18 protein-coding genes are annotated in these 19,144 nt (G+C 45.6%); 14 read left to right on the top strand and 4 right to left on the bottom strand.

The window, feature by feature from the left end; genetic code table 11:
- Positions 1-12: 12 nt before the first annotated feature.
- The 8 genes from IGI86_RS12755 (at position 13) to IGI86_RS12720 (ending at position 7,337) form a co-directional block, all read left to right on the top strand.
- Positions 13-639, top strand: coding sequence for a glycosyltransferase family 32 protein (locus IGI86_RS12755; RefSeq protein ID WP_010749841.1), 627 nt, complete (start codon positions 13-15; stop codon positions 637-639).
- Positions 640-751: 112 nt separating this feature from the next.
- A complete protein-coding gene (locus tag IGI86_RS12750) occupies positions 752-1,261 on the top strand; it encodes a GNAT family N-acetyltransferase (protein ID WP_016612680.1) in 510 nt (169 codons plus the stop codon).
- Between the two features lie 122 nt (positions 1,262-1,383).
- Positions 1,384-2,226, top strand: coding sequence for a DUF368 domain-containing protein (locus IGI86_RS12745; RefSeq protein ID WP_010749839.1), 843 nt, complete (start codon positions 1,384-1,386; stop codon positions 2,224-2,226).
- Positions 2,227-2,484: 258 nt separating this feature from the next.
- Positions 2,485-3,936 (top strand): amidase, encoded by a 1,452-nt coding sequence (locus IGI86_RS12740; protein WP_430617341.1) that lies wholly within the window; start codon positions 2,485-2,487, stop codon positions 3,934-3,936.
- A gap of 12 nt (positions 3,937-3,948) precedes the next feature.
- On the top strand, positions 3,949-4,800 hold the full coding sequence (locus IGI86_RS12735; protein WP_430617340.1) for a transporter substrate-binding domain-containing protein: 852 nt from the start codon (positions 3,949-3,951) through the stop codon (positions 4,798-4,800).
- Entirely contained in the window at positions 4,800-5,480 is a 681-nt protein-coding gene (locus IGI86_RS12730; RefSeq protein WP_005234278.1) for an amino acid ABC transporter permease, read from the top strand. The genes IGI86_RS12735 and IGI86_RS12730 overlap by 1 nt, the downstream gene beginning before the upstream one ends.
- Positions 5,481-5,757: 277 nt before the next feature.
- Positions 5,758-6,396: a GyrI-like domain-containing protein gene (locus IGI86_RS12725; RefSeq protein ID WP_430617339.1), complete on the top strand. Its 639-nt coding sequence runs from the start codon at positions 5,758-5,760 to the stop codon at positions 6,394-6,396.
- Positions 6,393-7,337, top strand: coding sequence for an ROK family protein (locus IGI86_RS12720; protein ID WP_005234281.1), 945 nt, complete (start codon positions 6,393-6,395; stop codon positions 7,335-7,337). The genes IGI86_RS12725 and IGI86_RS12720 overlap by 4 nt, the downstream gene beginning before the upstream one ends.
- Before the next feature lie 46 nt (positions 7,338-7,383).
- On the opposite strand, the gene IGI86_RS12715 is transcribed toward IGI86_RS12720, so the two are convergent.
- Positions 7,384-8,583 (bottom strand): AI-2E family transporter, encoded by a 1,200-nt coding sequence (locus IGI86_RS12715; RefSeq protein ID WP_034878389.1) that lies wholly within the window; start codon positions 8,581-8,583, stop codon positions 7,384-7,386.
- 201 nt (positions 8,584-8,784) lie between these two features.
- The gene (locus tag IGI86_RS12710) at positions 8,785-9,153 is read right to left on the bottom strand and encodes a PaaI family thioesterase (RefSeq protein ID WP_005234285.1); all 369 of its coding nucleotides are present in this window, start codon (positions 9,151-9,153) and stop codon (positions 8,785-8,787) included.
- A 188-nt stretch (positions 9,154-9,341) separates the two neighbouring features.
- Between IGI86_RS12710 and menB the strand changes: the two genes are divergently transcribed.
- From menB to menC, 6 genes are read left to right on the top strand one after another with little or no spacing between them, the layout of a single operon-like run.
- Positions 9,342-10,157, top strand: coding sequence for a 1,4-dihydroxy-2-naphthoyl-CoA synthase (gene menB / locus IGI86_RS12705; protein WP_005228595.1), 816 nt, complete (start codon positions 9,342-9,344; stop codon positions 10,155-10,157).
- A complete protein-coding gene (menE, locus tag IGI86_RS12700) occupies positions 10,157-11,656 on the top strand; it encodes an o-succinylbenzoate--CoA ligase (RefSeq protein ID WP_086297834.1) in 1,500 nt (499 codons plus the stop codon). Before menB ends, menE begins: the two co-directional genes overlap by 1 nt.
- Positions 11,634-12,998, top strand: coding sequence for an isochorismate synthase (locus IGI86_RS12695; protein ID WP_086332646.1), 1,365 nt, complete (start codon positions 11,634-11,636; stop codon positions 12,996-12,998). Before menE ends, IGI86_RS12695 begins: the two co-directional genes overlap by 23 nt.
- Positions 12,991-14,703, top strand: coding sequence for a 2-succinyl-5-enolpyruvyl-6-hydroxy-3-cyclohexene-1-carboxylic-acid synthase (menD, locus tag IGI86_RS12690; protein WP_086332645.1), 1,713 nt, complete (start codon positions 12,991-12,993; stop codon positions 14,701-14,703). The genes IGI86_RS12695 and menD overlap by 8 nt, the downstream gene beginning before the upstream one ends.
- Positions 14,700-15,539, top strand: coding sequence for a 2-succinyl-6-hydroxy-2,4-cyclohexadiene-1-carboxylate synthase (gene menH / locus IGI86_RS12685; RefSeq protein ID WP_086332644.1), 840 nt, complete (start codon positions 14,700-14,702; stop codon positions 15,537-15,539). Before menD ends, menH begins: the two co-directional genes overlap by 4 nt.
- A gap of 15 nt (positions 15,540-15,554) precedes the next feature.
- Positions 15,555-16,682: an o-succinylbenzoate synthase gene (gene menC / locus IGI86_RS12680; protein WP_086332643.1), complete on the top strand. Its 1,128-nt coding sequence runs from the start codon at positions 15,555-15,557 to the stop codon at positions 16,680-16,682.
- A 72-nt stretch (positions 16,683-16,754) separates the two neighbouring features.
- Here menC and IGI86_RS12675 read toward each other — a convergent pair whose 3' ends face one another.
- Together IGI86_RS12675 and IGI86_RS12670 are read right to left on the bottom strand one after the other, a co-directional pair.
- The gene (locus tag IGI86_RS12675; RefSeq protein WP_139960526.1) at positions 16,755-18,308 is read right to left on the bottom strand and encodes an AMP-binding protein; all 1,554 of its coding nucleotides are present in this window, start codon (positions 18,306-18,308) and stop codon (positions 16,755-16,757) included.
- A 194-nt stretch (positions 18,309-18,502) separates the two neighbouring features.
- Positions 18,503-19,126, bottom strand: coding sequence for a DapH/DapD/GlmU-related protein (locus tag IGI86_RS12670; protein WP_008380829.1), 624 nt, complete (start codon positions 19,124-19,126; stop codon positions 18,503-18,505).
- Positions 19,127-19,144: the final 18 nt, after the last annotated feature.

The following is a 19,144-nucleotide window of genomic DNA, read 5'->3' as shown; positions in this document are numbered from 1 at the left end:
GGAGAGAGATTGATGATTCCAAAAATTATTCATTATTGCTGGTTTGGCGGCAATCCATTAGGTGAACAAGAAAAGAAATACATGGATACCTGGAAAAAATATTGTCCGGATTATGAGATCAAACGTTGGGATGAATCAACGATCGACCTTTCAAAATTCGGTCCTTATCTAAAAGAGGCCTATGACCAAGAAGAATGGGCATTTGTGTCAGATGTGGTTCGTTTGTATGCGTTAGTGACAGAAGGCGGTATTTATATGGATACTGATATCGAGGTGGTCAAACCTTTAGATGAGCTCTTGACACTGGAGGCATTTATGGGCTTTGAGATCGAAACCAAGATTTCTACTGGGATCATTGGAGCGGTGCCGCACCATCCCTTTATGGAAGAATGGTACCACGATTACGATGACCGAAAATTTGTCCGGGCAGAAAAAACGGAAGATGTCGTCACCAATGTGATCCGAGTGACGGAACTGCTGCAAAACCACGGATTAGAATTGAATAATCAACGACAAACCGTTAAGGGCGTAGAGATCTTCCCGCAAATGACGTTTTCACCAAAAAGCTATATCACGGGTGAGGTCGAGGAAGATCCGAGTACGATGGTGATCCATCAGTTTTCTGGCTCTTGGTTATAAAAGAGTAAGTCTATGAAAGGACGGACAGTGGGGAAAGCTGTCCGCCCTTTTTGCTTTTGCAAGGGATAATGGAGATGTGATAGAATAGCTTGATAAAAAAGGAGGCGTTTTGATGGCTATCAAACGATGTACTTTGGCAGATTTAGAAGAATTGGGAGAAATCAGCGTATCCACCTATTACGATACATTTGCTCCTTTCAATACGGAGGAAAATACTCGTATCTATCTAGAAGAAGCCTACAATCTGCCGAAACTGACCCGAGAGTTAGAAAATCCGCAATCGGCGTTTTATTTTTTACAAGAAAATGATCAAACCGTAGGATATATCAAACTTAACTGGGGTGAGGCGCAAACGGAAGCGATTGCCCCAGAGGGGTTGGAAATTGAACGAATCTATATCAAAAAAGAACATAAGCGCAGAGGCTATGGCAAAACACTGCTGCTGTTTGCTCAAGAGACCGCCAAAGCGCTGCAGAAAAAGTCGATCTGGTTAGGTGTTTGGGAATTTAACGACAATGCGTTGGCTTTTTATCATACGATGGGCTTTGTAAGAGTTGGCAGTCATTCCTTTTTTATGGGGGATGATGAGCAGACGGATTTCTTGATGCTGAAAGAACTTTGAAATCTGCCTTTGTATGAGGAATTAGAAATTACTTTCCATTTTTTTGGCAATCAAGTATAGTTAAAGGGATTGATGAAAAAAGAACGATTGGTGAAAACCATCGCTAAGGAGAGCAATTGTAAATGGAAAAACAGAGAAACGAAAGTATTTTGTCACGTTTTCTTAAAGGCGTGGTGATTGCCTTGGGCTTTATCTTGCCTGGTGTTTCAGGTGGCGTATTGGCAGCCATCTTAGGCATTTATGAGCGGATGCTGCGCTTTATGGCACATCTGACGAAGAATTTTAAAGAGAATCTCCTCTTTTTCCTGCCAGTAGGGATCGGGGGAATCGTAGGGATCGGGCTTTTATCAAAGCCATTAGAGTGGCTGCTGCAAAACTATCAAATCATCGTTTTGTGGGGCTTTGCGGGGGCAATTATTGGGACGTTACCAGCACTTGCTAAAGAATCGACCTTGAAAAGCAAACGGACAACCGGCGACCTGCTTTGGTTCTTCGGCAGTATGGTCATCGGCTTCTTGTTCCTCTATTTTATGGGCGATATCTTAGGAACGATCCCTGCCAATTTCATTGGTTTTGTGATCGCCGGCGGTCTGATCGCGTTAGGTGTTTTGGTTCCCGGCTTGAGTCCTTCAAACCTTTTGCTCGTTTTGGGCCTTTATGATCCGATGTTGAAAGGCTTTAAGAGCTTTGACATCATGGGGGTCTTTCTACCGATCGCCATTGGCGGCTTGGCAGTGATGCTGCTGTTTTCGAAATTGATGGAGTGGCTATTGAGCCATTATCATTCAAAAGTCTATCACTTCATTTTAGGGATCGTTATTGCCTCAACGATATTGATCGTGATTCCTCCGGTGGCAAACTATAGCGGCTTTACTTGGGTAACAGCCGTCATCGGAATTATCTTGTTTGTCTTGGGGGCTTGGTTAGGTCTTTGGATGAGCAAGCTGGAAGAAAAATACAAGTAAATCAAAACGGCACATCGTTTGGCGATGTGCCGTTTTTGTTAGGTAATGATGGGGACAGCTAAGAAGAAGCATTGGTCGACAACTGGTAGTAAAAAGATGGGAACGTTTGATAACAATATGATACAGGTTTAAAAACTGTTCTATTTTTGTTGAAAGATTTCCTAGTGTTTGGTATATTGTAGTCTATATAAAGAAGAATTTTTCATGTGTTACAGTTTAGATAATTGTTTGAGGTTTTGAGGAAAAGGAGGGGCAAGCATGCAAGATGCGACCTATTGGGCGAAACAATTGCGGCAAGGACAAATCAGCTTTGCAGAGCGGGTGGCGATGATCGAAGAAAAAGTCAATCAACAAAATTCGCTTTTGAATGCGCTTGTAACATTTGATCCGCAAGCAGCGATCCAGCATTACGAGCAGCATCTTCAAAAAACGGTCTTTGGGGGACAACCCATGCCGTTAAAAATACTCGGCCAAAACAAAGCAGGGTGGCCAGCAACGTCAGGAGCCAAACTGTTTGCTAAAGCACGAGCCAGCCGCACGGCTCATTTTGTCTCTCGTTTAGAAGAGACGGGCTTTGTGCCGTTAGGGCAAACCAATGCACCAGAATTTGGATTCAAAAACATCACTGATCCAATATTGTATGGGCCTACGCGTAATCCGTGGAATCCTGCCTATTCAGCTGGTGGTTCCAGTGGTGGTGCGGCAGCGGCAGTGGCTTCGGGGATGTTTCCGATTGCGGGTGCCAGTGATGGCGGCGGATCGATCCGCATTCCAGCATCCTTTAGCGGATTGATCGGTTTGAAGCCAACTCGTGGCACGATGCCAGTGGGTCCTAGTGAATGGCGCAGCTGGCAAGGCGCTTCCATCAACTTTGCGTTGACGCTTTCCATGCGTGATACGGAACAGTTGTTTTATGCGTTGCGGACGTCACAGCCGGCAGCCCCTTATCAGGCACCGCAAGTAGAATGGTATCATCAGCAAGCGAGTCAAAAACCGCGGTTGAAGGTTGCTTTTACTACCGCATCGCCGACCGGTGGCCAAGTGTCTGAAACTGCCATCCAAGCAGTCCGAAGTGCAGCCGCATTTTTAGAAAAGCAGGGGCACGAAGTCGTTGAAGTGGGCTATCCAGTGGATGGTCAGCAAATGATGACCACTTATTACGCCATGAATGGTGGCGAAACAGCTGCGATGTTTGCTGAGATCGATGCTGCTCGTCAAGAACCGGTCAGACGGGAAGAGATGGAATTGATGACCTGGGCACTTTACCAATATGGCAAAAAACTGCCGGCCGCCGATTACGTTCTTGCCTTGCAGTGGTGGGATCAGCTGGCAGAAAAAATGGAAGAAGTCTTTTCGACCTATGATCTCTTTTTAACACCGACGACGGCTTTTCCAGCCCCTTTGATCGAGGAAGACTTACAAAGCGATAGCATTCGCCAAAGACTGCATGAGATCGAATCGCTTGGAAAAAGTGCTGCGGGTGAGTTGATCGAAGAAATGTTTGCCAAGAGCTATACTCTGACACCTTACACTCAATTAGCCAATTTAACGGGGCAGCCAGCCATCAGCTTGCCAACTGCTCTTAGCGAGGAAGGGTTGCCGCTAGGGATCCAATTTATGGCGTCTAAAGGCAGAGAAGATCTGCTTTTCCAAGTCGGCTATTTATTTGAAACACAGCAACGATTTCTGTTGCCAAAACAAGGAAACTAAGAGGAGGATATTATGAAACAAGTTAGAAAAGGGAAAATCGTTGCAATGGTTGGCTTTTTAGGTTTATTTACGGGGGTCCTGTTAAGTGCCTGCAGCAAACCAACGGAAGAAGACTCAAGTCTAAGCAAGGTGGAAGAAGCCAAAACATTGGTTGTTGCTACTTCGGGAACCTTGTATCCATCGTCTTACTATAACGATGAAAATGAATTAGTGGGCTATGATGTCGATGTGGCAAAAGAAGTCGCCAAACGATTAGGCGTAGAGATCACATTTAAAGAGTACAATGTCGATGGACAAGTTTCTTCTTTAACACGTGGAGAAGCCGATTTTGCTGCCAACGATTTTGGTTTGACGGATGAACGGGCGGAAAAATTCAGTCTCTCAACGCCTATCAAATACTCGTTCGATAGTATGATCGTGCGTAAAAGTGATGACTCAGGGATTGCTTCTTTAGAAGATTTGGATGGCAAAAAAGCTGCTGGTGAACCGAATACCAGCTACATGCGCTTAGCCGAATCTTATGGGGCAGAATTAGTGACTTACGACAACGCAACGAATGATCAGTATTTGACAGATGTTGCGAATGGTCGAACGGATGTGATCTTGAATGATTACTATTTGCAAAAAATGGCGGTTGCTGCTTTGCAAGATATCCCTGTAAAAATTTTAGAAGATGTCTACTTTAATCCGAATGAAACGGGCTTCTTATTTGTGAAGGATCATAAAGCATTGCAGGAAAAAGTGGATGCTGTTTTAGCAGAAATGAAAGAAGACGGCCGTTTAAAAGAACTTGCAGAAACGTATTTTCAAACCGATATTTCAGTAAAATCTGATCAAGCGATCCAAACGGTTGAAACAGACTAATGTATATTCCAACCCTTGATTTGCCGTTGATGTGGGACTCATTGCCCTATTTGCTGTCGGGCTTGTCCTATACGGTCGGCATTGCTGTCGTTTCTTTTCTAGGTGGCAACCTCTTAGGGATCATGCTCACCTTCTTAGGGATGCTGGAAAACCCCATCATTAGAGGGTTCGTGCGGGGCTATCTCTCATTTCTAAGAGGCGTCCCAGCGTTGGTCTTGTTGTTCCTCCTTTATTTTGGTTTGCCCTATCAATTGTCGGCGCTTAGTGCTGCGATCATCTGTTTTACATTGACCAGCAGCGCATTTATCGGGGAAATCTACCGAGGATCAATTGCTGGAGTGGATCGTGGGCAATTTGATGCTGCCTATGCGTTAGGGTTATCATTTACGAAAACGATGCGTCTGATTATTTTGCCGCAAGCTTTTCGTATATCTGTACCGGCATTGAGTAATGTGGCAATGGATTTGTTGAAAGGAACCTCCTTGGCAGCAATGATCACGATTCCTGATATTTTTCAAAAAGCCAAGATCGTTGGCGGACGAACTTTTGATTACATGTCCATGTACGTGCTAGTTGCCATCATCTATTGGCTGTTGTGCATTTTGATTGAAGCCGGTCAAAAGCGATTAGAACAACATTTTTCAAAACGCTTTGCTGCTAATGAGGCTGTAAGACAATAAAAAAAGAGCCGAGGCTCGATCACTGCAGAAATCACTCTCTTCTTGAATTGATTTCTGCAGTTTTTGTATTTGAAAAGATAGAAGAAAGGAGATTGCCATAGTAAAACAATGAGCGAAGGCAAGGAAGATAGAGAAATTTCTGTAATGTCAAACTAGTTTCAGTATGAAAATGGTGCTGACCAAGTTATTTTCCTTCACTTAAACAGTCTATATTTCATTCGTTCGGCTCAAGTGATTCATGGTAAAATAAAGAAAAGCAAATCGAGGAGGGTCTTTTATGAAGTATGAATGGCGCAAACTAGAAAAAGAGCTTTATCTTCCCAAAAAACCAACAGTGATCGAGGTGCCAACGTATCAATTTATCAGTTTGAGCGGCAGCGGCGATCCGAATCGTCCTGAATTCAGCGAAGAAATCGCCGCTTTATATACGATTTCTTATTCACTCAGGATGGGGTTAAAAAAAGGGGCTTTTGGCAATGAACCCTTTGAATACACGGTCTTTCCTTTGGAAGGCGTGTGGACCTCTCTGACAAAGCCAGAGGGTGCCATCAACAAAGAAGAATTGATCTATAAAATCATGATTCGCCAACCAGATCCAGTCACGGAAACACTGTTTCAAGAACAGCTCTTGGCAGTCAAAGAGAAGAAAGACAATCCAAATCTAGAGAAGCTCATCTTTGAACGTTATGAAGAAGGACTGTGTCTGCAAGCAATGCATACAGGCTCTTTTGATACTGAAGCGGAAACATTTGCGCAAATGAAGGAGCTGTTAAAACAAGAGCAGTTAGTGATCCGTCCAACGATGGACACGTTCCAGCATCGAGAAATCTATTTGTCTGATCCGCGAAAAGTCTCACCAGATAAAGCCAAAACCGTCCTGCGATGGGCAGTAGAAGTAGAAGGTGGGATTCAGTGAATAAAAACTATTTAAGCATCGACATCGGTGGCACGAAAATCAAATCGGCTGTCATTGATCGTTCGGGGAATATTCTGACACGAGGACGGATGGATACGCCGAAAAGTCTTGCGGAATTTTTGACGGGGATTGAAACGATCGTTGAGGACGTTCATGGAAGCATTCGGGGCATTGCGGTTAGTACCCCGGGAAAAGTCAACCCAGAGACAGGGACAATCTCGTTTGGCGGGGCATTGCCTTTTTTAGATGGAGTCTCCTTAAAACAGCTGCTGGCAAAGTATCAAATGCCGCTTGCTGTGACCAACGATGGCAAAGCAGCCGCATTAGCTGAATGGTGGCTAGGAAACCTTAAAGGGATTCAAAACGGAGCTGCCATAACATTAGGTACTGGTTTGGGCGGTGGCGTAATCGTTGAGGGAAAACTGATCCAAGGTGCACATTTTCAAGCCGGGGAATTAAGTTTTCTACTAAATGCCACTAAGAGAAGTGACACTCAAGAAAACGCTGAGCAACCAGTCAATCAGGGATTGACCCTGCAGCAATTGGCAGGTTTTAGCGGTTCAGCGGTCGCCATGATTCGTCGCAGCGCCCAACTGCTAGGCTTAGCTGATCTTGCGGATGGTGAAGCAGTTTTTGACGCCATCAATCAGAAACAACCACAGGTCTGGGCGCTGTTTACAGCGTATTGCCGAGAAATCGCGTGTGTCATGCTCAATGTTCAAGCCGTGATCGACTTAGAGCGCTTCGTGATTGGCGGGGGCATCAGTGCCCAAGCGATCGTGGTGGAAGAAATCGACCGTCAGTATCAGCAACTGCTAGCTAGTTTACCGATTTTGCAGCAGACTTTGACGAAGCCGGAGATCCAAGCGTGCAAATTTCAAAACGATGCCAACTTATTAGGGGCGCTCTATCATTTCTTTTTGGAACATGAGATGAAATAAAATAGACCAAAAAACTGTCGCGAACCAACGATTCGCGACAGTTTTTTTAGGCTTTTTTCTTGGGGTCTTTGTCTTCGTCACCTAGGTAATCTTTGCTAGTGAAGGCACTGTGGAAGTATTTGCCTTCTTGACCGTAATAGCGGTTATAGCGCTGCTTGAATTTGCGGAACACGTAAACGACAAGAACTTTTAGCAGACAATAAATTGGGATCCCGAAAATCACCCCAACGATCCCCATCAAATCACCCATCACTAATAAAACAACCAGAATCGTAATAGGATGAATTTTCAATCGGTCACCCATCACACGGGGCACGACTAAATCCCCATGAAGCAACTGTACAGCAAACCAAGCAATCAAAAATTTAACCAACATCCCGGTGGAGTCTTGTGCGGCAATGAAAAGTCCCGGGAAAAAGACGATAAAAGGACCAATATAGGGGATGATGCAAAGCAGACCAGCGGCGATCGCCAGAATACTGGCATACTCTAAGCCAATCAATAGGAAAACGACCCAATAGATCGCCCCTAAAATCAAGGAAGAAATGATTTGTCCTTTCAAAAAGGCACCGACTTGTATGTCAGAGATCTTGACGATTTCATTAAAGTCTTTGCGAAAACGTGGTGGCACTAACGAGAGAACTGAAAAATAAAACTTGTTGGGGTTGCGCAATAAGAAAAAGGCAATGATCGGTCCCGTAAACAAAGCGATGAACAAGGTCGAAATGGTTGAAAACAAACTGCTGAGCCCAGCGGCACCAGTTTGCCAATAGTCTCCAATAAAACTCATGATATTACTGGTGATATTTTGTAGTGTGTCTGTAATTTGTGCCATCTCATCTTGAAATGGGGTATTTTCTAAAAAGGCGGTCGCGTTTTTCTCAAAGTCACTGACCAAACTCGGTAAGCTGTTGATCAGATCGGTGGTTTGCTGCTCCAAAATCGGGTAAAGCTGGAAACCAGCAAAGACGATCAACAAAAGAATCAACAGATAGATCCCAGCAATCGAAACACTGCGGGGAATTTTTTTCGATTCCAATTTATCGACTACCGGGTTAAACAGATAGTAAAGGATCAGCCCAAATAAAAAGGGTGGGATAATAGCTGTAAGTATGGCTGAAAAGGGTGTAAATAAAAAAGAAATCTGATTTAGCAAAAAGACAGCAACTGCCGACAAGATAATCAGTCCTAAGACATAATAGCTTGTTTTGCCGCCTAAAAAGTGGATCAATCGGTTATTTTTCATAATAAGCCTCGCTTTCTTAGCTACATTATAACGAAAGACCCCTATTCTGTAAAAAAACAACGTACCTTTTGAAAAAACTACGCTCATATTCTCAATATCTTTATAATGAAAGAATATCTTTGATAAGGGGTTAACTGATGGCATCTTTCTTCAAAGCAGGCCAAAAATGCTCCCGTGTTTACAACACAGGAGCGAAAAGAATTATTTGCGCACTGTCGTCAAGGTACAGCGACCAACGGCAGTTTTTAACCCGCTAGCTAACCAAATAGTGGCTTGCCAAGTTTGGATACGAGCGCCGATACGATCAGGACTAGCTTCTACGATCAGGGTTCCTTCTTGAGCGGCGGCTAGATGGTTGACTTGTAGGTCAACGCCGGCGGCGAAGGCTTCTTCTTGAGCCAAAGCTTGATTGGCACCGATGCTGCAGGCAGTCTCGATCAAAACGCCGTTAATGCCACCGTGAACGAGACCAAAAGGCTGTTTGTGCTGTTCTTTGATGGGCATCCGTAAACGAACAAAATCGGCTGTTGCTGCTTCTACTTCGATTTCTAAAGCTTCTAGTAAGTTCATTTTTTGCTCCTTTTTCTAAGAAAGTTACCATGATTATAGCACGAGTTTTGGTAGAAATAGCCGAAGTTCTAAGAAAGACAGCAACAGGGGGAGAAGTCTTAAGAAATTCCCTTAACCAAAGCAATTTCTAACGAAAAGCGACTAGATATGTGTATAATAGAGCTATGTGAATTGAGGAGGAACAAGTAATGAGAGAATGGAAAACCTTAAAAGAATATGATGAAATTTTATTTGAACAACATGGAAAAGTGGCGAAGATCACGATCAACCGCCCAGAAGTCCACAATGCGTTTACACCAAAAACGGTGTTTGAAATGATTGATGCGTTTTCAATCAGTCGCGATGAACCAGGCATCGGCGTGATTATTTTGACAGGCGCCGGCGACAAAGCCTTTTGTTCAGGCGGAGATCAAAAAGTCCGTGGTCACGGTGGCTATGTTGGGGAAGATCAGGTTCCTCGCTTAAACGTATTGGATCTGCAACGCTTGATCCGAACGTTGCCAAAACCGGTGATCGCCATGGTCAAAGGCTGGTCGATCGGCGGCGGAAATGTTTTACAATTGGTTTGTGATTTAACGATTGCCGCTGACAACGCTAAATTTGGTCAAACAGGACCAAATGTCGGTAGTTTTGATGGTGGCTATGGTTCGGGCTATCTTGCACGGACGATCGGACATAAAAAAGCCAAGGAAGTTTGGTTCATGACAAAACAATATACTGCCGAAGAAGCATTGGCGATGAACTGGATCAATACAGTCGTTCCTCTTGATCGAGTAGAAGATGAAACGATGGAATGGGCCGAAACGATGCTGCAAAAGAGCCCGTTGGCGTTACGTATGATCAAAGCATCAATGAATGCCGATACGGATGGATTAGCTGGCATTCAGCAATTGGCCGGCGATGCGACCTTATTGTATTACACGATGGATGAAGCCAAAGAAGGTCGTGACGCGTTTAAAGAAAAACGTCAACCAGACTTCGACCAATTCCCTAAATTCCCATAATGACTGGGAGTTGGCTGCAAAGGCAAGCACAACTTCATCCAGAACGACCAGCTTTTTATTGGCATGAAAAAAGCTGGTCGTTTGCTGCCTTGCAAAAAGAGGTTTATGCTTATGCTGCTTATTATCAAGCCCAATTCGTTGTTCTGCCAAACCGGGTAGCCCTTTTTAGCAATAACTCCCCTGAAATGGTCTTTACGATCCTTGCTTTGTGGGAGTTGGGGATCGAAGTCCAGCTGTTGAATACGCGATTGACAGCCGCTGAAATCACCTTCCAATTGCAAGATGCCCACTGCGACTGGGTGATCACGGCGGATCAGGCAGCGGTCCCGGGTGTTCGCAGCCTGACCTTTGGACAAGCGATGGAACAGGCGAAGGCTCTTGCCAGTTCTTTTGATCCTTCGTTTGTTCCTAATAAAGCAATCTATCAAGCAGAACAAGTAGCTTCGATTATGTATACATCCGGTACGACGGGCAATCCCAAGGGTGTGCCGCAAACCTTTAGGAATCATCTAGCAAGTGCCGAAGCGACTCAAAAGAACTTAACGATCACTAGTGAGGATTGTTGGCTTTGTGCAGTTCCGCTGTATCATATCAGTGGATTATCAATTCTCTTGCGTTCCTTGCGACTTGGAATGAGTGTTCGTTTGTATGAGCGCTTTGATGCTGGAGAAATGGCGAAAGATCTTGAGGCAGGAAAAGGGACGATCGTTTCTTTGGTGGCGAAAATGTTGACAGATTTGCTGCCATTGGTGCCCCAACAAGGCTTTGATTCGTTGCGTTATGTACTGCTAGGCGGCGGGCCCATTGCCAAAAGTATATTGGAAAAATGCCAGCAAAAACAGCTTTCTGTGATCCAATCCTATGGGATGACAGAAACCTGTTCACAAGTGGTGGCATTGCCGCCAGAAAAAGCTTCAGAAAAAATCGGCTCCTCAGGGGTTCCCCTGCAAGGTGTCCATCTACGAATTGCGGTTGATGCGAAAATGGCAGATCATCGGACTGCTGAAAGTACCCAGTCGATCGGAGAGATCCAACTGCAAGGACCGGCGATCACGACCCGTTACTTAAACGATCGCAGTCCACAGCAGTGGGACCAAGAGGGCTGGTTTGCCACAGGAGATCTAGGGTATCTTGATCAAGAGGGCTTTTTGTATGTAGTCAGTCGTGCAAGCGAACTGATCATATCTGGTGGAGAAAACATCTATCCTGCAGAAGTGGAGCAAGCCTTGTTGCAGCATCCAGCGGTCAAAGAGGCAGCTGTGGTGGGGGAACCAGACGAGGAGTGGGGACAATCTGTCGCGGCTTATTTAACGTTAAATGAGTCTGTCCGACTCCAAGCCTTGTTGGATACATTAGAAGGGCAGATCGCCCATTATAAATTTCCGCGCCGTTTTTATCACGTGCGAGAAATGCCGCGCACAGCAAGCGGCAAACTTTTAAAACGGCTATTGCTGAGTGAAGAAAGAGTGAACTACATTGAACAGCAAATCATCAAGTAATTATAAAGCAGCGATCGCTGCCGGGAAAACCTATTTGAGTGAGTATCAGCCTTTAAAAAGGTGTGACTTACTGGCTCTTTATGCAGCGGCACAAGAATATCAAGGGGAACGCTATTTCTGGCGTACTCCTGATGAAACGACTAGTCTGGTAGGGTTGGGTTGGTTAGTCACTTTTTCGCAACCCAAACTTGCAGACTTTTCAGAAGTCCGCTCTCTCTTAAAGCAAGCCCATTATCAACCAGAGGCACCTTTTCAGGCGCAGCTGGTTGGGGGCTTTGCTTTTGATGAACAGGCAGAAGTCAGTCAGGATTGGGCTGAGCTAGGTGCCGGTCTCTTTGCGTTGCCAGAAATACTGGTCCGCAAAACTGGCGATCAGTGTGGCGTCGTTTATACAGTAGCCGCTTCTTCCGAGGAACAACGACAACAAAAAGTCGCTGTCTTACAGGAAAAAGTCGCAAGCTGGTTGAATGCCAACCCGGACAAGAGTCTTGTAGCAGAAACGCCTGCTTTTCAGGCACAAGAGGAACTAGAGGTGCCCCAATGGCTGCAAGCGGTCGAAGAGACAGTGGCAGCCATTCGCTCGACTGAAACACCGTTGAAAAAAGTGGTTCTGGCAAGGAGAATGAAGATAGAAACGAAGCAGTCGATCATTAGTGCTGCGGTGTTGCAACGGTTGGCGCAACAGCAGCCGAATACCTATCTTTTTGCCATCGAACATGGGGGCCATGTTTTTGCTGGTGCGACGCCAGAACGCTTGCTAAAAGCGACTGTCGATCAATTTGAAACGGTAAGTATCGCAGGTTCCGCGCCAAGAGGCAAAACCAAAGAAGAAGATGAGGCACTGGCACAAGCCCTCTTAGCGGACGCAAAAAATACCCATGAACATCAAGTAGTTGTCGATCGCTTGGAAACGGCATTGGCTACTTTGTTAGCTGACGGTTTTCAATCAGAAGCCCGCTCCGTCATCAAGAATCGTGACATTCAGCATTTGTTTGTTCCTTTAGCAGGGCAAAGAAAAGCAGGAGTCAACTTTCTGAGCGCCGTGCAAAAACTACACCCGACCCCAGCATTGGGGGGAGAACCGAAAGAAGCAGCCGTCTCATGGATTCGTACCCATGAACCAGCCAGCAGAGGGATGTACGGTGGACCGATCGGTTGGTTGGGTATTCAAGAAGATATTGGCGAGTTTGCAGTGGCCATCCGCTCAGGATTCTTTAGCGGCAATCAAGCAACGCTGTATGCAGGCTGTGGGATCGTTGCCGATTCAGATGCGGAATCCGAACGTCAAGAAACACGGTTAAAATTTCAACCGATGAGGAGAGGGATCTTAGGAGATGAATAACCAGACAGTCATGACAGACTATTTATTAGCGGCAATCCAAGGACTAAAAGCAGCGGGTGCGAAGCGAGCGGTTATTAGTCCCGGTTCACGCTCAACGCCATTGGCGCTACTATTGCATCGTGATCCTGAGATCACCTGTACGGTGGCTGTCGATGAACGTTCGGCTGCTTTTTTTGCTTTAGGGATGTCCAAAGTTGATCTCCAGCCAACAATCTTACTGTGTACTTCTGGAACTGCAGCAGCCAATTATTATCCAGCCGTTTGTGAAGCAGAAGCCACCAACTTGCCACTGATCGTCTTAACGGCTGATCGTCCACCAGAACTGCGGGGCGTTGGGGCGCCACAAGCGATGGACCAACAGAATTTGTATGCCTCTCACGTCAAAAAGATGGTAGAGATGACCGTGCCAGAAAACGATCCTTCTTTGTTGCGTTATAGTTTTTGGCAAGCTGCAACTTGCACGATCGAAGCGCAAAAACAGCCGAAAGGCCCGGTCCAAATCAACTTTCCATTACGGGAGCCGCTGTTGCCTGACTTTAGTCGCCAATGCAGTATTCAGCAAGACGTGAGCTATCTGGCACCACAACAAGAGCTGTCAGCAGAGATGATCACCCAGCTAGCCCCTTACTTTGATAAAAAAGGTATTCTGATTGCTGGAGAAAGCCTTACGATCGAAGAAGCGCAGCAGTTGCTGGCTTTTTCAGAGAAATTAGGCTGGCCGATTGTCGGCGATCCATTGACCAATTTGGCGACAGCCGGTACCAAAGTAGGAACATTTATCAGTCAAGCCGATCTTATTTTCCCGCAATTGACTTCTGCCTTCCAACCAGAGGTGGTCGTGCGTTTTGGTCGCTTACCAGTCACTAAAAATGTCCTGTTATGGTTGAACAAAGCAGCGGATACGACGACGTGGCTCTTTGTTGATCCATCGGGGCAGTGGCAAGACCAGTTGCATCGGGCAAACTATTTGATCGAAGCAGCGATCAGCACTTTCGTGGTGGCCATCACCCAGTTGCCGATCGTCAAACATACGGCGTGGCAACAACAATGGCAAGCACTTCAAGCGCGGGCAGATCAGGTGATTGCTGCAAGTCCGCAGTTGAAACAATGGGATGAGAGCAGCGCTGTGCGCATGCTCCAACAATGTCTACCTGAAGAAGCGCAAATTCTTTTGGCAAACAGCAATGCGATCCGTTTCTTTGATCGCTACGGCAGCAAAACTTCCTCCACTTATCGAGTGTATGGAAATCGGGGCGTCAATGGGATCGACGGCCTTGTCTCGACCGTAGCTGGGATTGCTTCAGCCAGTCAAAAGCCTACCTACTTGTTGATTGGTGATTTAGCGTTGTACCATGATATGAACGGCCTACAACTACTGCGTCAGTATCAATTGCCAGTAACGATCATTTTACTGAATAATAACGGTGGTGGGATCTTTTCCTTTTTGTCACAAAACACCTTAGAACCAAACGACTTTGTCCCGCTCTTTGGCACGCCGTTAGACCTTGAGTTTCAAAAAGTGGCGGCCTTATATGAGGCAGATTGGCACACACCGACCTCTTTGCTAGAGTTTCAAACGATTTTAACGGAAACAAGCCAACAGCCGCGTTTTCAAATAATCGAAGTGAAGGGTGAGCAAAAAGATCCGGTCAACACTTGGCAAGCACTGCAACAGCAGTTTAGCGAGGCGGGAGCGCAGCAATGAGGGACACGATAAATGGCGTCAGTTATTTTTATCAGTGGTTGCAACCTTACCGACCAGCCTTACCAACCCTTGTGGCATTGCATGGCTTCACGGGTTCTTCGGAAAGTTTTCGACCGGTTTTTGTAGAGGAAGGTTCTTATAATGTATTGGCTGTCGACTTGATTGGACATGGACGGTCATCGATTTATGTCCATCCCATGCGTTATGAACTTCCTTTACTGGTGGAGGATCTCGCACAGCTTTTAGCGAAGTTAGGGATTGAACGCTATGGTCTTTATGGCTACTCGATGGGGGCACGAATCGCACTTGTCTGGGCAGTCAAGGAACCAGCTGCAGTGACCCATCTTTTGCTTGAGAGTGGTTCCCCCGGGTTGGCTGATCCAGGAGAACGACTCGCTCGTCAGCGGCACGATCGCTGCTTAGGATTGCGCTTACTAAGGGAGCCTATGGTCGATTTTGTCGATTACTGGCAAGAACTGCCGTTGTTTGCTAGTCAAAAGGAGCTGCCCTTAGTGCAGCAGGCTGCTGTACGGCAAGGACGCTTGCAGCAAAATAAATTTGGCTTGGCAGTAAGCTTGGTTTACGGTGGTACTGGCAAACAGCCAAGCTGTTGGTCGGCATTTCCGCAGCTAGCTTGTGAAATTCTTTATTTAGCCGGGGAAAAAGATTTAAAGTTTCGGAAAATCGCCCACCAAATGAAGCAGCTGCAACCAGAGATGACCATCAAAGTCGTTGCTAATGCTGGACATTGTATCCATTTAGAACAGCCGACACAGGTTCGTCATGAAATCGATCAATGGTTTGTAAAAGGATCGAGGCCACAGTCAGCTGATTGACAAGGAGAGAACGCAATGAAGATTGAGAAAATTGAACGCATCGCCTGTCGCTTGCCCCTCAAACAATCCTTTGTGACAAGTTACGGACAATTAACAGAAAAAGCCTTTGATCTTTATTTGGTGACGGCAGAGGAGGGAACGGTGGGCATCGGTGAATTGGTCGCTTTTGAGCAGCCAGATTACATTGAAGAAACCCTCTTTTCTGCTCGACAAGTGATTGAAACAGCACTGATCCCATTATTGATTGACCAGGAGATCGAGCATCCGCAAGAAGTTTGGCAATTGTTTCAAACGGTCCAAGGAAACTACATGGCAAAATCGGCTTTGGAAACAGCAATTTGGGATCTATATGGCAAGCAAACGCATCAAAGTGTGAAAGAGCTGTATACCGCGACCCGACCGAGTGTCGCTGTTGGCGTTAGTATCGGCATACACGACTCTGTCGAAAAACTAATGGCTCTTGTTGCCGCTTATGTCGCCCAAGGGTATCAACGAATCAAGTTAAAAATCAAGCCGGGGCAAGATGTGGCACCCTTGCGAGCGATTCGACAAGCCTTTCCAGAATTGCTTTTGATGGCAGATGCAAACGGAGCCTATCAGAGTGAGCCAGAACGCATTTTGGCACTGGATGACTTAGGCTTGGTGATGATCGAGCAACCCCTTAAGGTACGAGATCTGTTGGGGCACAGTCAGCTGCAGCGGCAGATGAAGACGCCTCTATGTTTAGATGAAGATATTCGAACGGCAGAAGACGTCGATACAGTCGCAGCACTGGACAGCTGCCGTGCGATCAACCTGAAAATCCCCCGTGTCGGTGGGATCACCGAAGCTTTGCGAATCCTTGATCGATGTCAAACCCATGGACTGCTTGTTTGGTTAGGCGGCATGTTTGAGTCTGGTGTAGGACGAGCCATGAATTTGCAATTTGCGAGTCAAGATATTTTCCATTTTCCCGGGGACCTTTCCGCTTCTGACCGTTACTTTTATGATGATGTCATTACACAGCCTGCAACTTTGCATAAAGGAAAGCTGCTGGTACCTGATGGAGAGGGCTTTGGTATCACGTTAGCTGAAACAAAGCTAAGTCAATATGGGCAACCTAAAGAACGTATCTACTCAAGAAAAGGATCAGCGAAAGAATAACATCAGCCAAAGAAAAACAGCGAAAGCAAAAGAAACGGCCAGCAGGGAAATCTGCTGGCCGTTTCTTTTGTTTTATTCTGCGTTTTTGAATTCTTTTTCAATTTGTAGTCGTTGGACTTTCATGGTTGCTGTTCGTGGGATATCATCGTAGTCGCGTAAAATTGGCTGATTGAGGTGAGGGAGATCTTCCACCATTTTCCACCAAGCATCCCAATCCATTTCACGATTTGGCGCTAAAGCAATGATAGGTTGTGGTGAGTTCTCTTTGTCGCGAACGATCACAACTTCGGCAAGGAAGTCTAAATGATCCAGCAAAAGGTCTTCCAAAGCAAGATTGCTTTCAATATTTTTGATCAAGTCCACTTGACGGTCTTTTAAGTAAAGATGTCCCTGATCATCCATCATGCCGTAGTCACCACTGTCCCACCAAGCGCCATAGACATTGTCAGCAAAACGCTGATCTTCTTTATAATAGGTCAACGCGCGTCCTTTTGAAAGGAAATGGATGTGCCCATCGGTATTGGCTGGCAGCTCGTTGCCCTCTGCATCGGCGATCCGTGCTCTCGTTAAGTCCTCTAGACCAACACCCATATCACGGGCATCGTTGGTAGCGATGCTTTCTAAGGTATGTGCTTTTAGGATCATTGGCCCGCATTCACTTTGACCATAGACTTGCAAAAAGATTGCTTCTTTTGTTGCTGAAGTATTTAAAAAAGTGGCCATTGTTTGATTGTTGATGGCATCAAAGGTTGAGTGATAGTAACGAATATTGGCGAAAGCATCTGGTTGTTCTTTTGCCACGAAGCTCCATTGGACAAAATTGTTTGGATGAGTTTCCAAAGCGATTGGTGGGTATTCTTTTAGCATGCTTACGACATGAGCGCCGTTGGCATTGGCTAATGGCATCATCGGAAAGCCCATCGCCATCAAGGATGAGATGCCGATATTGAAGCGGGAGTGCACCGGTGAGATATGGAACGCAATTAAATCAGAGTCTGCTTTATCAGAGTCTGCCTTGGTGCGATCAATCTTGGTGAAGATCGTTTTTTGCCATTTTGTCCGCCAGCCCATGGAGTTTGCCGAATGACAAATCAATTTTGGAATACCCGTTGTTCCAGAAGTGTGGGTCATATAAGAAATTTGATCCACTGGTAACTCAGTTTGGGCCACTGGTTCCGCTGGTTGTTGCAGCAGATGACGAACAGCAATCTGTTTGTCAGTACTGCTATTTTTCACTTGTGCGACGCGGCCTTCGGTTTCTTCATCAAATAAGATGAATGGATCTTCTAAGCGATCCACAAACACTTCGATGGTTTCAGCAGGGAAATGGTAAGAGATCATAGCAGGCACTGCGCCAAGGTAAGAAGCAGCCGTTGCTAATAAATAGGTATCGAATTTTGAAGATTTATAAAGAATGATTTTATCGCCGGCTTGCACGCCTAGTGCAGCAAGTTGGTAAGCACGTTTTAAAATCATTTCATGGCTCGAACGGTAAGTACTACGATAGCCAAGTTCAGGAAATGCTGGCAGCACTTCATCGTGGATGATGGTTGTGTCAGGAAATGCCTCGGCAGCTTCGCGGTAATTGGTGTAAAGATTTAATGGACGATAGTCTAAAATGGTCAAATAGAACACTCCTTTAAAAGTTCGTGAAAAACTTCATTTGATTTCTCCATTTTAGCACAGGAATTTCTCGATACAATAGATTTTCAGTGTTTTTTATTTATTTCTAAAAAATCCTTCCCTCAAAGACTTTCGAAGAATGAATGACTGTGATGTGTTATCATTCATTCCTCGTACTAAGCGGAAAAAGCGCATAATCAACGGGTGTATTTTACTATAAAATCTTCGATTGGGAGCCGGAAATCCAGATAGCGTGCTTCTAATTCTGCACGACTCCAATTCCACCAAGCGATTTCTTGTAAAGCAGTGATCGTTTCTGGATCAAAGCGGTATTTGATCACTTTTGCTGGAACCCCGCCGACGATCGCATAAGGCGGCACATCTTTGGTTACGACTGCGTTTGAGGCGATCACGGCACCATCACCGACGGTCAAACCAGATTGGATCACGGCACCGTGGCCGATCCAGACATCATTGCCAATGACGGTCGTTTTTGCTTTGCGTTTTTCTAAGAAGGACTCGTCCTTTGGCGCAAATCCATAGCCTTCGCCATTATAGGCAAAAAGATGCTGACTAGGGCGTTCATAGGGATGATTGGTGGGGCCGATGCGGACCATCGCTGCGATACTGATAAAACGTCCTAATTGACTGTTCTGAATAAAGCAATATTGCCCCGTATAGGTATAATTGCCGATGGAAGAATGATCAATGTGATTGGCTTCGCCAATTTCGACATAGTCTCCTAAAGTTGTGTCTTGAAGCTGCGAGTCTTTGCCAACGATCGGCTGTTCATCTGGAAAATTTGTGATCGATAGGTGCATAGTAATCATCCTCTCTTG

The organism is Enterococcus sp. AZ188 (assembly GCF_050544075.1).
Classification (GTDB): domain Bacteria; phylum Bacillota; class Bacilli; order Lactobacillales; family Enterococcaceae; genus Enterococcus_D; species Enterococcus_D entomosocium.
The sequence above is the reverse complement of the archived record's forward strand: the minus strand, read 5'-3'. Positions and strand labels throughout refer to the sequence as shown.

What these genes read in the sequence shown, in the direction of transcription:
- menH (WP_086332644.1), top strand. Translation starts at nt 14,700, where the DNA reads ATGAGGGACACGATAAATGGCGTCAGTTATTTTTATCAGTGGTTGCAA.
- menC (WP_086332643.1), top strand. Translation starts at nt 15,555, where the DNA reads ATGAAGATTGAGAAAATTGAACGCATCGCCTGTCGCTTGCCCCTCAAA.
- IGI86_RS12755 (WP_010749841.1), top strand. Translation starts at nt 13, where the DNA reads ATGATTCCAAAAATTATTCATTATTGCTGGTTTGGCGGCAATCCATTA.
- IGI86_RS12670 (WP_008380829.1), bottom strand. Translation starts at nt 19,126, where the DNA reads ATGCACCTATCGATCACAAATTTTCCAGATGAACAGCCGATCGTTGGC.
- menE (WP_086297834.1), top strand. Translation starts at nt 10,157, where the DNA reads ATGACTGGGAGTTGGCTGCAAAGGCAAGCACAACTTCATCCAGAACGA.
- IGI86_RS12730 (WP_005234278.1), top strand. Translation starts at nt 4,800, where the DNA reads ATGTATATTCCAACCCTTGATTTGCCGTTGATGTGGGACTCATTGCCC.
- IGI86_RS12715 (WP_034878389.1), bottom strand. Translation starts at nt 8,583, where the DNA reads ATGAAAAATAACCGATTGATCCACTTTTTAGGCGGCAAAACAAGCTAT.
- IGI86_RS12750 (WP_016612680.1), top strand. Translation starts at nt 752, where the DNA reads ATGGCTATCAAACGATGTACTTTGGCAGATTTAGAAGAATTGGGAGAA.
- menD (WP_086332645.1), top strand. Translation starts at nt 12,991, where the DNA reads ATGAATAACCAGACAGTCATGACAGACTATTTATTAGCGGCAATCCAA.
- menB (WP_005228595.1), top strand. Translation starts at nt 9,342, where the DNA reads ATGAGAGAATGGAAAACCTTAAAAGAATATGATGAAATTTTATTTGAA.
- IGI86_RS12735 (WP_430617340.1), top strand. Translation starts at nt 3,949, where the DNA reads ATGAAACAAGTTAGAAAAGGGAAAATCGTTGCAATGGTTGGCTTTTTA.
- IGI86_RS12745 (WP_010749839.1), top strand. Translation starts at nt 1,384, where the DNA reads ATGGAAAAACAGAGAAACGAAAGTATTTTGTCACGTTTTCTTAAAGGC.
- IGI86_RS12710 (WP_005234285.1), bottom strand. Translation starts at nt 9,153, where the DNA reads ATGAACTTACTAGAAGCTTTAGAAATCGAAGTAGAAGCAGCAACAGCC.
- IGI86_RS12740 (WP_430617341.1), top strand. Translation starts at nt 2,485, where the DNA reads ATGCAAGATGCGACCTATTGGGCGAAACAATTGCGGCAAGGACAAATC.
- IGI86_RS12725 (WP_430617339.1), top strand. Translation starts at nt 5,758, where the DNA reads ATGAAGTATGAATGGCGCAAACTAGAAAAAGAGCTTTATCTTCCCAAA.